This is a genomic window from Aestuariivita boseongensis (assembly GCF_001262635.1).
Classification (GTDB): Bacteria; Pseudomonadota; Alphaproteobacteria; order Rhodobacterales; family Rhodobacteraceae; genus Aestuariivita; species Aestuariivita boseongensis.
On the sequence record NZ_JXYH01000071.1, the window covers coordinates 1 to 13,669 of the forward strand.

10 protein-coding genes are annotated in these 13,669 nt (G+C 54.8%); 9 read left to right on the forward strand and 1 reads right to left on the reverse strand.

The genetic code is table 11. From position 1 onward, the window contains the following. The first annotated feature begins 262 nt into the window (after positions 1-262). The 8 genes from TR61_RS18150 (at position 263) to TR61_RS18190 (ending at position 10,134) form a co-directional block, all read left to right on the forward strand. Positions 263-526: a DUF4242 domain-containing protein gene (locus TR61_RS18150; RefSeq protein ID WP_050931946.1), complete on the forward strand. Its 264-nt coding sequence runs from the start codon at positions 263-265 to the stop codon at positions 524-526. A 7-nt stretch (positions 527-533) separates the two neighbouring features. Next, complete coding sequence (locus TR61_RS18160) at positions 534-3,698, forward strand: adenylate/guanylate cyclase domain-containing protein (RefSeq protein WP_082182034.1); 3,165 nt, start codon at positions 534-536, stop codon at positions 3,696-3,698. A gap of 270 nt (positions 3,699-3,968) precedes the next feature. Then, positions 3,969-4,994: a GFA family protein gene (locus TR61_RS18165; protein ID WP_157440974.1), complete on the forward strand. Its 1,026-nt coding sequence runs from the start codon at positions 3,969-3,971 to the stop codon at positions 4,992-4,994. A gap of 177 nt (positions 4,995-5,171) precedes the next feature. After that, positions 5,172-6,281 (forward strand): extracellular solute-binding protein, encoded by a 1,110-nt coding sequence (locus TR61_RS18170; protein WP_050931950.1) that lies wholly within the window; start codon positions 5,172-5,174, stop codon positions 6,279-6,281. A 385-nt stretch (positions 6,282-6,666) separates the two neighbouring features. After that, positions 6,667-6,930, forward strand: coding sequence for a DUF3489 domain-containing protein (locus TR61_RS20590; protein WP_082182035.1), 264 nt, complete (start codon positions 6,667-6,669; stop codon positions 6,928-6,930). Next, positions 6,927-7,340, forward strand: a complete 414-nt coding sequence (locus tag TR61_RS20595) for a DUF2924 domain-containing protein (protein ID WP_082182036.1) — start codon at positions 6,927-6,929, stop codon at positions 7,338-7,340. The genes TR61_RS20590 and TR61_RS20595 overlap by 4 nt, the downstream gene beginning before the upstream one ends. Continuing rightward, positions 7,340-8,437, forward strand: a complete 1,098-nt coding sequence (locus TR61_RS19745; protein WP_082182037.1) for a recombinase family protein — start codon at positions 7,340-7,342, stop codon at positions 8,435-8,437. Before TR61_RS20595 ends, TR61_RS19745 begins: the two co-directional genes overlap by 1 nt. A 1,439-nt stretch (positions 8,438-9,876) precedes the next feature. Continuing rightward, positions 9,877-10,134 (forward strand): hypothetical protein, encoded by a 258-nt coding sequence (locus tag TR61_RS18190; RefSeq protein ID WP_050931952.1) that lies wholly within the window; start codon positions 9,877-9,879, stop codon positions 10,132-10,134. Positions 10,135-10,362: 228 nt separating this feature from the next. Here TR61_RS18190 and TR61_RS18195 read toward each other — a convergent pair whose 3' ends face one another. Further along, positions 10,363-10,566, reverse strand: coding sequence for a hypothetical protein (locus TR61_RS18195; RefSeq protein ID WP_050931953.1), 204 nt, complete (start codon positions 10,564-10,566; stop codon positions 10,363-10,365). 1,438 nt (positions 10,567-12,004) lie between these two features. Here TR61_RS18195 and TR61_RS18200 point away from each other — a divergent pair. Continuing rightward, positions 12,005-13,654 (forward strand): adenylate/guanylate cyclase domain-containing protein, encoded by a 1,650-nt coding sequence (locus tag TR61_RS18200; RefSeq protein ID WP_050931954.1) that lies wholly within the window; start codon positions 12,005-12,007, stop codon positions 13,652-13,654. Positions 13,655-13,669 lie beyond the last annotated feature (15 nt).

Sequence of the window (13,669 nt, forward strand, 5' to 3'; positions counted from 1 at the left end):
CCCGCTCGATCCGCAAAGCGGACGTTCATCGCGCAGATCAGTGCCGCCCTGCAGCGAAGGGCTGCTCTGAGCCCAGAGCGGTCCCAAGAGGCGTGGGTTTTCTAGACTATTGCAGTAGAGCTAATGCAAACCAATCCACGTAATCCAAGAGCATATGAACATGCAAATAATGCTACTGTGGCCCGCGGACTCGAAGCTTTATCGGCGCTTTTTTTCTTGCTAGCATTTCAATTCAGATGAGTATTTTGGGAGGAGACTACAGATGTCTGTATTTATGGTCGAACGCGATTTGTCTGGCATCACGATGGAGGAGCTGGCTGCCGCGCAACAACGGGCCATCGAATTCTCTGATGGCTTCAACCAGGATGGCCGATCTGTGCGCTATATCCGGACGACCTTTGTTCCGGGAGAAGACCGCTCGATGTGCCTGTTTGAAGCCGAAAATGCAGATGACGTGAAAGAAGTAAACAAAGCAGCACAAATTCCCTATGTACGGGTTGTAGAAGCGCTTGACTTAACGCCATAGGCGGAACGTGACCCAAAAGGAACTTAAGGGAGGCTGTATAGCGTGCGGAAGCAGCCTACCTGCAGGAGCCCGCTTTTGCCCGAGCTGCGGGGTATCGCAAATAGTGCAATGCTCCTCTTGCGGAACGGAGCTGCAGCTCAAAGCTCGTTTTTGCCACGCTTGTGGATCTCCAGCACCGCAAAATGATGGCGAAGGCGTAACGCCAAATCACTCATCAGTCCGCGACCGCGGCAAGGCCTCCAATGCGCGACCAGGTGATACTGAGGCCAGGAAGCACATTACGGTTCTGTTTGCCGATATCGTGGGTTCCACAAGACTAGTTGAAGGACTGGACCCGGAAGATGCCAAGGGTTTTCTAAAGCGGTCGATTGAAGGCCTGAGCCCCTGCATAGAAGCGGCCGGCGGAGTCGTCGCTAAGATTATGGGCGATGGCATTTTCTGCGTCTTCGGAGCTCCACTGGCGCAAGAAGACCATGCTTACAGAGCATGCCATGCGGCTTTGGACATTTTGGCAGTAGCTGACCAATTGAAAACGCCTGCTGGTGGATCGCTTCAACTGCGCGTTGGCCTTAGTTCTGGAACTGCCGTTGTAAACGTCACAGAAGGCGATGGAGCATTCAAAATCGACGCGATCGGTGATGTGGTTAACGTTGCCGCGCATTTGGAGGCAAAAGCTACACCAGGAACTGTTTTGATCAATGAATCTACGCGTTTTCTGGCCGGGCATTCCATCGAAGTGCGTCCCGTTTCCGACTTGAACGCATTTCAATTGGTTTCTGTGGGCAGCAATCCACAGGATTTGCTTCCAGAAGATGCGCTCGCACAGTTTCCGTTTATAGGCCGCAATCGTGAGATGAACTTCCTAATGGGCGCCTACGAACAGCTGGCCGATGGCATAGGGGATGTAATTTCCGTGCTCGGAGGAGCGGGTGTTGGCAAAACGCGCCTGCTGTTGGAGTTCAGTCGCCAGCTGCAACCGACAAACGCGCGCATTGCTGTCGCATCAAACCGAGCACAAGACCATTCTGACCCCAATGCGCTTCTGAGACGCCTTGTAATGTCGTTGCTAAACATCGCTCAGGATGTCTCGCATGATCCCGCTCAGGAATTATCGCAGAAACTTGCACTCCTGGATCAGAAAATTGCTAAGCACGCGGACGATGTGATCTGGCTCCTTATGTCAGAAAGTGAAGAGGTAGATCAGAAAGAAACCGAAAACCGGCGCTTCGCGGCGCTAAGCGCGCTACAATTGATGTTAGAAACGCTTGCAGATCAGGGGCCACTGATAATCCTTATCGACAGTTTCCAGTGGTCTGACGCTTCGAGCCGAACGTTCCTAAAGGCGGCCTCTGGAATTGTAGACAAGAAGCCACTTCTGGTTTTGGTATTCAGTCGCGAGGACATTTCCGATTTTCGCTCAACTGCGCGGCAGGTTTTACAAGTTAGACCGCTGGAGCACCGAGCGGCGTTGCAGTTGTTAAACGCGCACTTCGTTGACAGGCCCCTTTCCAAGGACTTGCTTGAAAAGATTATCACCAGAGCTGAAGGCAACCCTCGTTTTCTTACCGAATTCGCCCGTCACCTGGCTGAACGTGGAAAGGACGAACCGGACAGTCAGACAATTCAGCTGAGTATCCCGGAAAGCGTTGTCGATCTGTTCGAAGAGCGCATTGACCGCCTGCCCAATGAAGCAAAACAGCTCCTTCAGGCGGGTGCGGCTTTCGAAAACCCTGTCACACTCGAAACGTTGCTCGCATTAACAGGTCAAAATGAAGCCGACACGCTTAATTTGCTCCAACAAGTCATTGATGCCGGTTTGGTGCGCGAAACCAGCTTTCTGCCGAGCACGCTTTATGCGTTCGTAAACCCCATTGTGGGTGAAGCCGCCTACAGATCCTTGCTACGCGATGAACGGCGCACACTTCACACCACAATCTACGAGTATCTGCGGGATGCGGCACGCGGACCCGGACAAGATGCCAAAATTGGCAGACAGGCATTCCGTGCCGGTTTGTATGAACAAGCCGCACGTTCGTACTTTTCCGCTGGGAAGCGAGCGGCATCTCGTCTGGCTTATACCGAAAGCACTGAGCTGCTTTGTCTCGCGTTGCAGTCAGAAAGCCATGTAAAAGAACGGTCGCTAGAAATCGATCAACTTGCCATCGATATCCGCTTGATGCTGCGTGATGCCCTCTTCGCGACGTCCCAGTTTGACGAGATCGGCAAGAGATTGAATGAAGCCATGGCCATTTGTGATCGGATCCACGATGATGCACGCTCGCGTCTGGTACAGCGGCATATGATTGGCAACATGGTCGCTCAAGGAAACATGGGCGATGCCTTAGTCCAAGTGCGCGCTTTGATCGTCGAAAACGAAAAGCTGGCCGCGCTTCGCGAAGTTGCTGAACTCCGCTTCCTGCAATCCCAGATGCTCGCTGCCACCGGCCAATATGCCGAAGCCTTTGAGTCAAGTCGTGCGGTTATGGATGCTTGCGTTAAGTATCGAGGGTCCAGGCACGAGTTGTCGCCCATCACATACGCACTTGCTCGCTTGTGGTTGGTGTGGTGCGCAGCCGAACTTGGGCGCTTCGAAGAGGTCAAATTCGAGGTGCTCGACTGTCAAAACGACCTGTCACAGGATCGCCCGCCGTTTTTTCGGATTCTTGCAGGAGTCGCTACTGGGGTTTTCTGGTTGCGCTTCGGAAATAGCGAGCTGGCAGCAAATACCCTGCAATCCGTTCTACCGCTGACAAAAGATGATGAAAACACAGCATGGTTTCATTCGGTGGCATCTCCACTTGGGTTGGCCCTGATTAGGCTCGATCAGGCCAAAGCGGCGCTGCCTCTTCTTCAGGAAGCCGTCGCGAGAGAGGCAAGTGGAAAAGGCAGCGGGGGCCGCGGGACACAAGCGGTTCATTTGGCGTCCTGCTGGGCGGCTCTTGGGAACCTTCGAAAGGCCGAAGATCAGGCCCGGGTCGCAGTATCGCGCGCCAGACAGAATGGGGACAACGGAATGTTAGCGTACGCGCTTTGCGCTCTGGGAAGAACCCTTTCTCGAAATGGTCAGCAAGGAGCGGCAGAGCAGTCCTTCCAAGAAGCCATGGAGCTGGCGAAGTCCTGCGAAATGCTTCCACTTCTTAAGGAAATCCGCAGCGACATGCGATCCGGTTGAATTTTGAGTTCAGTCGCCGAAACGATCTCTAATCGCGTTTTCCAACGCAGCCTTGGTGCCAATGTCAGGTTTGTCCGCGTTGCGGTCATTCATGGATCAACTGCGTGCGGCACTGCAGCGAATGGCAGCTTCGAGCCCAAAGTGGACACCCACGCCGAGCCAATGTCGTTTGTCTCCTCACGCCCCATCTCGGAAAGTCTTGTGTTATAGTAACGTCGATCAGTTCACAGTTTGGAGGGCGATGAGTTGGAACGCAGACTAGCGGCAATCATGGCGGTCGACGTGGTGGGGTTCGCAGGACTTACGTCGCGCGATGAGGATGGAACCTTGGCCAAAGTCGCCAAACTCAAAGACGAAGTCATCGGCATGCAGGTCGAGGCAAACAGGGGCAGATTGTTCAAGTCTCTGGGCGATGGGTTTTTGGCTGAGTTTTCCAGCACGATTGAAGCCGTGAACTGTGCTGTCGGTATTCAACGTTTGGCGATGCTTCAAGCGAAGCGATCATCAGATGATGAACCGCTTGTCCTGCGCGTTGGAGTTTCATTGGGCGACGTGGTGGTGCAAGACGGTGATCTGCTGGGAAACGGTGTAAACACGGCTGCACGGCTTGAGGCACTTGCAGAACCCGGTGGGATTGCGGTTTCAGCCGAAGTCATGGCCCAGATACGTGGTAAGATTGATGTGCCTCTGGAAGATTGCGGGCACAAGCGCGTCAAAGATTCGGACATGCCCCTTCATGTTTACATGACCAAAAGTCGAGCAGGACTGACGGGCGGCTTCATGGATTTGGACGAAGACGCTTTGCAAGGCTCATTGATAACAGGCGGGTGTCTATGTGGATCCATACGTTTCGAAATCAGCGCTCCACCAATCAGCACGGGTTTTTGCCATTGCAGCATCTGTCAGAAATTTACCGGGTCTTCCATGAGCACCTGGACGGCCTTTCCGGCATCAACTGTGCAGTTTTTGGAGAAAGAACCCACTTACTTTGCGTCATCCCCAATCGCAGAGCGGGGGTTTTGCCCGACATGCGGTTCCAGCATGACGTACAGGCTGCTCCAGCCAAAACGAGCGGCCTATCTGGTCATATTCACCGCGAATCTTGACGAACCCAAAAAGCATGCCCCCGCGGCCCACTCTGGTATGGAAAGCAAGATGCCGTGGATTGAAATCCTCGATGATCTGCCGCGAACGCGCACGGCGGAATCCCGGGTGCTTCAAGAAGCATGGACAAGCGTGGGTCTGCCCGATCCGAAGACCTGGGGACCTTTGGCAAAGCCACCAGAGGTGTTCTGAGAGATTTAAACACTTGTCCGAAGAGCCTTATGTGGCCGCGGATAGTATGCAGTGCATGGTTTTAAGCATCGTGCAGCCCCGACAGCTTCGTTCGCAATTCGGATGAATTTTGAGTAAGGTTCTGTTTGGCTATGCTTGAGCCATTCAGTGAATAGGCAATGCAAAGGGGGAAACGGAATGAAGTTTTACGTCTTGTCAGTCGCGGCTGTTGCAGCCTCAATTGCAGCAAATGCAGCCGAGGCCGCTGATCCAATTGAACTCACGATCGTTTCATGGGGCGGCGCCTATCAGGAGAGTCAGCAAAGAGCATACACTGAACCCTACGCTGCGGCGAACCCAGGTGTAAGCTTCATCTGGGACGAAAGCTCAGCCTCGGCGGTTGCCAAGCTTCGCGCCATGGCCGAAGCGGGCAATACAACGTGGGATCTTGTGGATGTCGTTGCATCTGACGCGATAAGGCTTTGCGACGAAGGCCTTGCGATGGAGATCGACCATGACGCAATGCTTGCCTCTGCTCCCGACGGGTCGGAAGCATCAGACGATTTCGGTGACCTTCTCGTGTCTGACTGTTTCATACCGCAAGTCGTCTATTCCACGGCATTTGGCTATCGCACCGATGTCGCGGCCTGGAACGGTTTGCAGCCGAAAAACGTTTGCGACTTTTTCGATCTGGAAGCTTTTCCTGGAAAGCGCACTCTGGAGAGGCGCCCTATAAACAATCTCGAATGGGCGCTCATTTGTTCAGGAGTGCCGAAAGACGCGGTGTATGATGTTCTGGAAACCAAAGAAGGGCAGGACAGGGCATTTGCCAAACTGGACGAGATCAAGGATCAAGTTGTCTGGTGGACTGCAGGTGCGGAACCACCTCAACTTTTGGCCGATGCAGAAGTTGTTTTTGGATCAGGTTATAACGGGCGCCTTTTTTCGGTAATCGAAGAGCAAGGTCAACCGATTGCAATGCTTTGGGATGCGCAGGTGTTCGATCTGGATGGCTGGATTATCCCAGCTGACTTGCCAGAGAAGCGAAAGGAAGCCGTTCTAGAGTTCGTGCGCTTTGCCACAGACACCCAGCGGCTTGCCGATCAGGCAAAATACATTCCCTACGGACCAGCAAGGAGCTCATCGGCACCTTTGGTCGGAAAACATGCAGAGTTGGGGATAGACATGGCGCGGCACATGCCAACCGATCCTGCAAATGCAGCTAATACCTTCATCTACAATTACGAATGGTGGGCGGATTATCGCGACGACCTTGATGCAAAATTCCAATCGTGGCTGGCCCAATAGCACTAATCAACGTCTGCTCTGTCCGCAACTCGGACATCGAGGTCGCAAAAGTCGCTGCGCTATGCATCAACGGCCGCTTATCTTGCCGCACCGCGGCCCATGGATGGAGCTGTTTTGATGCTGCGACCGCGAAGATTAAGGACGGAGCACTTCCGGTTTGGGCTCAACGCGGTCATCTGACCCATTTGGTCAGATGTCTGACTTTGCGTGTTAAGCAGACATTCCCACTTCGCCAAGCATTTCTTTTTTTCTTGGGTTCGCTGCCAGATGGGACTGGACTTCCGAGCGCAGCAGAGCGGTACTGATTGCGTCGACGCCCGGATTGCCGGGCTCCACTCAGTACCGGGCGCAGGATTGGCCTTTGCCCTATGAGTGGAGAAACACAATGACAACATCACAATTAAGAGCGCAAAAGACAGCCCAACCAAAGAGGACGGCCAACAAATCAACGCGCCGTGTGCAGTTGCGCAAACTGCTTTCAAGGAAGTCCGGGGTGACTATCGCGCAGCTTCAAAAGACCTTTGGTTGGCAGCCTCATACGGCGCGGGCTGCGATATCGGCGCAACGCAAGGCCGGATGCGCGGTGTCTCGCACAGAGACAGCCAACGGATCCGTCTACCGAATTGTCGAAGCGCAGGGCAAGCAATGAGCGCCGGAGCATCAGACGCGGTCACGATCCTGATTGCAGAGGTAGACGCCTGTGATCGGGCAGCCTGCCTGAACCGCTGGCGCGCGGCTTTTGACTGCCCGCCGCCCAAACACTTGTCCCAGCAGTTTATGAAACGGGTGCTGATCTGGGAGGCGCAGAATAGGGCGCTGGGCGGGGTCTCGGTCAAAACCACCCGCCGCCTAAAGCAGATCGCCTCGGGCAAGTCACTGCCGACAACGGCAAAACCTGGTTCCCATCTGGTGCGCGAATGGAACGGCCGCACGTATCAGGTTGAAGTCGTGGATGGCGGCTACGTTATGGACGGAAAAACTTGGCGATCCCTGTCCGCCATTGCCAAACACATCACCGGCGCCCACTGGTCGGGTCCACGTTTCTTCGGAGTGTCGTGATGCGCCGCATCCGCTGCGCCATCTATACCCGCAAAAGCTCTGAAGAAGGGCTTGAGCAGGACTTCAACTCCCTTGATGCGCAGCGGGAGGCTTGCGAGGCCTATATCGCAAGTCAGAAGCATGAAGGCTGGGAGGCACTCCCGGACCGCTATGACGATGGCGGCATTTCCGGCGGACATCTGGAGCGCCCATCACTGCAGCGGCTCATGCAGGCGGTAGACGAAAAGCGCGTTGATCAGATCGTTGTCTATAAGATCGACCGTCTGACCCGCTCCTTGGCCGACTTTGCCAAGCTGGTGGAGCGGCTGGATGCGGCGGAGGCGTCCTTTGTGTCGGTAACGCAGAGCTTCAACACGGCGACCAGTATGGGACGCCTGACCCTGAATGTGCTCTTGAGCTTTGCCCAGTTCGAGCGCGAGGTCACAGCAGAACGCATCCGGGACAAGATTGCAGCTTCCAAGCGCAAGGGTCTCTGGATGGGTGGGAACGTGCCGCTTGGATACCAGGCGGATGGTAGGACGCTGAAGGTTGATGAGTTTGAGGCGGCAACGGTCAGGACACTCTATGAGCTCTACCTGGAACACGGCCTGATCCGTGTGGTGAAAGAGCGCGCGGAAGATCTTGGCCTCAGGTCACGTCGGCGGGTGCGCGGGGCTGACGTGAGCCCGGGAACCCTGACAGTTGGGTTGGCCCGGGATGAGTTGGCACGGGTTTTGGGATGTGAGGCAGACAGGCTCGAAGCAGAAGACCTGACACTCACATCGCCGTTTCGGATACGCCGGCGCGGCGTTGAACTGAAACTGCATCTGGGCGAGGCGCCGCCTGAAATCGACCGGACGCTCGTGCGAAACATCGTGAAGGCGCAGAAGTGGATGTCGATGATCATTGGCGGCAAGTCCTTCGCAGAGATCGCGCAGGCCGAAGGCACATCCAAGCGCCGGGTGCAGGATGTTGTCGATCTCACACTCCTCGCACCGGATATCCTCGACTCGATCGCAAATGGCGAACAGCCGGATGGCCTGACGTCGGACACGCTCATCAAGTCAGGCGTGCCGGCAACGTGGTCAGACCAGCGCGCGCAGTTCGCGAAGCTGTAAGCCAGCGCTTCCGCCTTTATTCCAAACTCGTACCGCCGGACTGGCGAACTGAGACTGCGGCCTGAAATTGGCCGGATTCCTACTCACGGGCGCGTCTCTGTCTGAAACGCCGCAGGGCAAGCGTCAGAAAACGCGCCACAATAGCGGGGCAGTCTCTCGCAGGATGAAAATGAGTGAGTGCGTGGCTGGGGTGGTAGGAAACGCAGCCAACTGATTAGATTCATCGGCTTACGTGATCGAAGCTGAAAATCGGGGCATTTTTTGGGGCATTTCCGAGTGAAACGAGGGGAAGACACGTAGGCGATCTGGAGCGTCAGCGGTGGACGTGAAAGGGAGCAGTTATGCAGGTGCCCAGGAGCGGCATCGATGGGGGCGCATAGAGAGCACCTGAGAGGCTGATCACTGGCGTCGCTGACACCGATATCGCCTATCCACCCGCTGCTGCATCTGAGAGCACTCCTGGAACGCTTGGAACAAGGCTCGGAGCAGGTCCAGGTTACGGTTCATGTCAGTGATCTCCTCTTGGTGATCCTACTTTAGCCTGAGGCCTTAGGAAGGTCTGTGATCTGGGTCACAGGTCATGCAGGGAGGTAGGTCTTAAGAGGGAATAGGTATAAGTAATGGATAAGAGAGAGATAGGATGCCTAGAGAGAGATCCTACTTGGCTAAAGAATTGATAAAATATCATTACTAATCAATGATTTAGTTATATGATTGATTAGTTGGGATCCCGGGAAAGACCCTGGAAACACTTGGGAAACATGAGCCAAAGGGAAGGCGCTAGTTCGGGGCGGTCTTACCTTTGTATTCGCCCACGCGCCCAAATATCTTCATAGCGCGGATGCTGTATTAGTAGGTAGCACCTTCCATCCACATATGCCCTGAAATTGATTTTTCGTACAACTGGCCCGTTCACTGCGAGGATGTAGCTCGTGAATGAAGCTGTCCTTTTCACACTCACCGTTTGTTTCGGACCAACTTTGCCTTCTTTGAGCTTCCGAACGTACCTTTGCGTAGCATTGGCGACAAAACCTATACCATAGAACTCTTGTCTCTGTTCCTGAGTATATCCTGGCCTCAATCCAATGAATTGATCAAATATGCAAGTTAGCTCCTCGGCGTCTGTTGTAGCCGGGCCAGAAACCGATGCGAAGGCTATGGCAACAATAACGCTCTTGATACCCATGTCACATTCTCCAAAGCCATTGGATAGTACTGTTGACGGTTTCCTTTCTTCCTTAGGGCAGATCAACCTCCAAGCGGCTGTTAACCCCATCCCCTCCCAGCGTCATTCCCCTTGTTGCTAGCTGGAGTGGCTTGCCTTGGTTGGTGTAACGCTTCTAATCTTCGGTATTTCACTCTACGACAGAGACGAGTAGGAAAAACTTCAGTTATATGATACAATTAATAATATATAAGTATACTGGGGGATACGACCGATGCTTAAAAAAACACTTTTGGCGACCACAATCGTCACGTTTGGTGCCACGGCTGCATTTGCTGAGGGCGGCAACGCAACAAAGCCGATGAAGCCAAAGATGACGGCAGAACAGATTGAAACATACTCCACCATGCAGCATGAGGCGACTGGAAGCAGCGCGGGTATTGTTCTTCCGCTAGTTCTTCTGTTCTTAGTGGCTTGCGCCGTAGCCTGCGGGGGCGGTGGAAAAAGCTATATGTACTATCCAAATACGTAATCCTGGCGCATCGCGACGCCGATGGAGCAGGAGCCATCCACCCCATCTGCAATCCAGACATAGTTTCCCTCCTCAGCGAACGTCCGCTTTTGGGAAATTCAACCATAGAGACTACGAAAATCACACACCCGACCCACCCGTTACCGGTGCCGGTAGCACCGACCGATTGCACCCGAACAGCAAAAAAAGAGTTTTAGGAACCCCCGGCCCGAAGGCCGAGGGCAAGTGCTATGACGGGATCGTCTTGGTGGTCACATAGTCCGCCAACCACTGCCAATAGGCCTCAGCGTCACGGAACCCTTGCGCCTGAGCGGCCAGATCCTCGGCCCTGGAACGAAGAAGACCGCCATCGTACTCAGCGATACCCAGTAAAGGGCTCAGCTCCGCAATATCGGCCAAGAACTGCCGCCCATGATCCCGGGTGATACCCAATCAAGCAGCATGGCGCTCAGCCGGTCCGATTCCGAAGCCCGGCTGCGCTAAATGTGACATTCTGTCAACAGCGAAGGTATCCACGATTCCTGTGGACAAGTCTGTTGATCACGACGGATACGAGGGTGTTTTTCTGTTGTTTTACAGGTGTCTTTTTAGATTGCCTAAAAATTAGGCGTCAATTTAACTGTCTGATATACAATAATATTTTTCCGTCCTGCTTGGCTAAGTCATTGAGCCTGCACACTATTTCCACAGCTCTGTTACATGGGCGTGAACTGTGTATTGCTTTCGTTGTTACACACACCCGGCCCACCCGTTGCGTTAGGGTCCCCATACTTTGGCTCACCGTTCCCGAGTGTTTCCGGGGTCTTTCCCAGGATCCCACCTGATCAATCATATAACTAAATCATTGATTGGTAATAATAATTTATCAATGCTTTAGCCAAGAGGGATCTCTCTCCAGTATCCTATCTCCTCCCTCTTATCCATTACTAGTACCTATTCCCTCTTAAGACCTACCTCCCTCCAGCACCTGTGACCCAGATCACAGACCCTCCTGAGGTCTCAGGCTAAAGTAGGATCAGCAAGAGGAGATCACCATGTCAGTCCGGCACATCACAGCAACACCAGTCATCGTCTTCCGCTCTGTCGTCAGTGTCTTGCTGCAGTGCTCAGAGATGCAGAGCCAGGTGAACCGGTATCATTGAGGGCCTCTGTGGCTCTCTGTGCGCCCCCATCGATGCCGCTCCTGGACACCTGCATAACTGCTCCCTTTCACGTCCACCGCTGACGCTCCAGATCGCCTACGTGCCTTACCCTCGTTTCACTCGGAAATGCCCCAAAAAAGGCCCCGATTTTCGGCTTCAGTCACGTAAGCCGATGATTTTAATCAGTTGGCTGCGTTTCCTACCACCCCAGCCATCTCTCTCACATCGATGCCGATATAGACGTCCAGGGACACCCTTGGGTGAACCTCCCCCAGAAATGCCCCAGAAAATGCCCCAGTCGGGGTGTGCCATTCCCACGCCCGCAGAGGGGGTCCCTTGAAGGGGAATAGGTATAAGTAATGGATAAGGAGGAGATAGGTCCTAGGGGGGATGCCTGTGAGGGTAGGGTCTGATCATCCTTACCTACTGATAAATCATTATAGATATTGAATAATTCTTGGGTGCCGATGCTAAGCCTTATCTAGCCAACGGGTCCAACGGGTGGGTCGGGTGTCTGCTTTTGGAAGTTATCTAGGTCTGGTTGGTGTCCAGGAGCGGACGTTCAGACATGATGCAGCGAAGGGCTGATGAGAGCCCGAAGCTGACAACAAGGCGTCATGCCTTGTATGCTAACTCCGCTGGCATGAAGTACCATCCCGTATCGAGCCCATGAGCCTTGGCTTCTGCCGCCCCACCTGATTACCGTGGCAGGGCACAGGAGATTCTCGATGAAACGTCGTCTTTCTGCGATTCTTGCTGCCGATATGGTCGGCTACTCGCGTCTGATGGCGACAGACGAGGAAGGCACCCTGTCACGGCTGAAACGACTCCGGGGTGAGATCATCGATCCGGAGATTGAGAAAGCGGGTGGAGAGATCATCAAGCTGACAGGCGACGGAATGTTGGTCCTCTTCGATTCAATCGTCGCCGCGGTCGACGCCGCCGTCTCCATTCAGGAAGCCTTGACTGCGGCGGAGGCCAACACCCCTCCCGACACCCGTATCGGCTTCCGTATAGGCCTACACATCGGGGATGTCATCCTTGACGGCGGGGACATTTATGGAGACGGCGTCAACATCGCAGCCCGCCTCGAGGCACAGGCCGAAAACGGTGGCGTGATGCTCTCGGATGATGCCTTCCGCCAAGTCCGCGGAAAGACCGTGCTGACCTTCACAGATCTTGGCGAGCTGACGCTCAAGAACATCCCGCATCCCATACGCGCTCACAAGGTGAACCTCGGACCACAAGTCGCCAACGTGATCGAAACGCTGACAGGTGCCAAGCCCGAGATCCCGGCAAAACCCTCGGTTGCCGTCCTGCCATTCGACAACATGTCCGCCGACCGCGAACAGGAATACTTCGCTGACGGCATCACCGAGGACATCATCACCGAACTCTCGCGCTTTCCCGAGTTGATGATCATCGCCAGGAACTCGACCTTCGCCTACAAGGGTCGTGCGGTCGACCTCCGCGAGGTCAGCCGCGATCTTGGTGTAAGATTTATTGTCGAGGGCTCGGTCAGGCGGGCAGGCAAACGGGTCCGCGTCACCGCACAGCTGATCGATGCCGCCTCAGGCAGCCACCTATGGGCCGAGCGCTATGACCGCGACCTGGAAGACATCTTCGCGTTACAGGAAGAAATCACTCGCGGCATCGTTGCATCGGTCGCGCCACAGATCGAGTTGGCCGAGATAGGCCGCGTGCTGGGTGGCCGCGACGTGGACTTCTCGTCGTACGACCTAGCGCTGAAGGCCTCTGCGCAGGCTGACGAGGCCCTTCGTCTGGGCAGCCATGAATTGCTCGCGACCTCGGCCGAGACGGCCGCTCAGGCCATAGAAGGTGATCGCCGCTGCGCATTAGCCTACGACATACGCACACATGCCCATCTATACATGTATCTCTATCGTTGGGGCGGCGATCCGGATAAGGCCTTGCTCGAAGCAAGGAACTGCATCGAGAAGCTTTTCGACATCGGCACATCCGACCCGAGGGCCTATACAAGGCGCGGGCTGGTGCTTCATTTCCTCGGAGAGCGCGACAGGAGCCTGGGAAATCTAAGGCGGGCGATCGAGCTGAACCCGAATTATGCCTACGGGCTGATTATGCTTGCATGGGCGGAGTCGCTGGACGGGTTTTCGGAAGAAGCGGTCGAACACGCAAAACTCGGACTGCGTCTGAGTCCGCGCGAGCGCGAATCCGTTCTTAGCCACGCCTATCTCGCGCTTGCCCAGGCCAGCTTTGCCACCGGCGACAATATCGAGACGCAGAAATGGGCGCGGCTCGCGATACAGATGCACCCCCGGGCACCGATCCGGCGCGCGCTCATGATCTCGACATGCGGCTTCACGGGCGATCTGGATGAAGCCCAGGAACGCTGAGCAGCCCGATCTGAT

Bases quoted from the DNA above. Each gene is read 5' to 3' on its own strand.
- TR61_RS18150 (WP_050931946.1), top strand. From the start codon at position 263: ATGTCTGTATTTATGGTCGAACGCGATTTGTCTGGCATCACGATGGAG.
- TR61_RS18165 (WP_157440974.1), top strand. From the start codon at position 3,969: ATGGCGGTCGACGTGGTGGGGTTCGCAGGACTTACGTCGCGCGATGAG.
- TR61_RS18170 (WP_050931950.1), top strand. From the start codon at position 5,172: ATGAAGTTTTACGTCTTGTCAGTCGCGGCTGTTGCAGCCTCAATTGCA.
- TR61_RS20590 (WP_082182035.1), top strand. From the start codon at position 6,667: ATGACAACATCACAATTAAGAGCGCAAAAGACAGCCCAACCAAAGAGG.
- TR61_RS20595 (WP_082182036.1), top strand. From the start codon at position 6,927: ATGAGCGCCGGAGCATCAGACGCGGTCACGATCCTGATTGCAGAGGTA.
- TR61_RS19745 (WP_082182037.1), top strand. From the start codon at position 7,340: ATGCGCCGCATCCGCTGCGCCATCTATACCCGCAAAAGCTCTGAAGAA.
- TR61_RS18190 (WP_050931952.1), top strand. From the start codon at position 9,877: ATGCTTAAAAAAACACTTTTGGCGACCACAATCGTCACGTTTGGTGCC.
- TR61_RS18200 (WP_050931954.1), top strand. From the start codon at position 12,005: ATGAAACGTCGTCTTTCTGCGATTCTTGCTGCCGATATGGTCGGCTAC.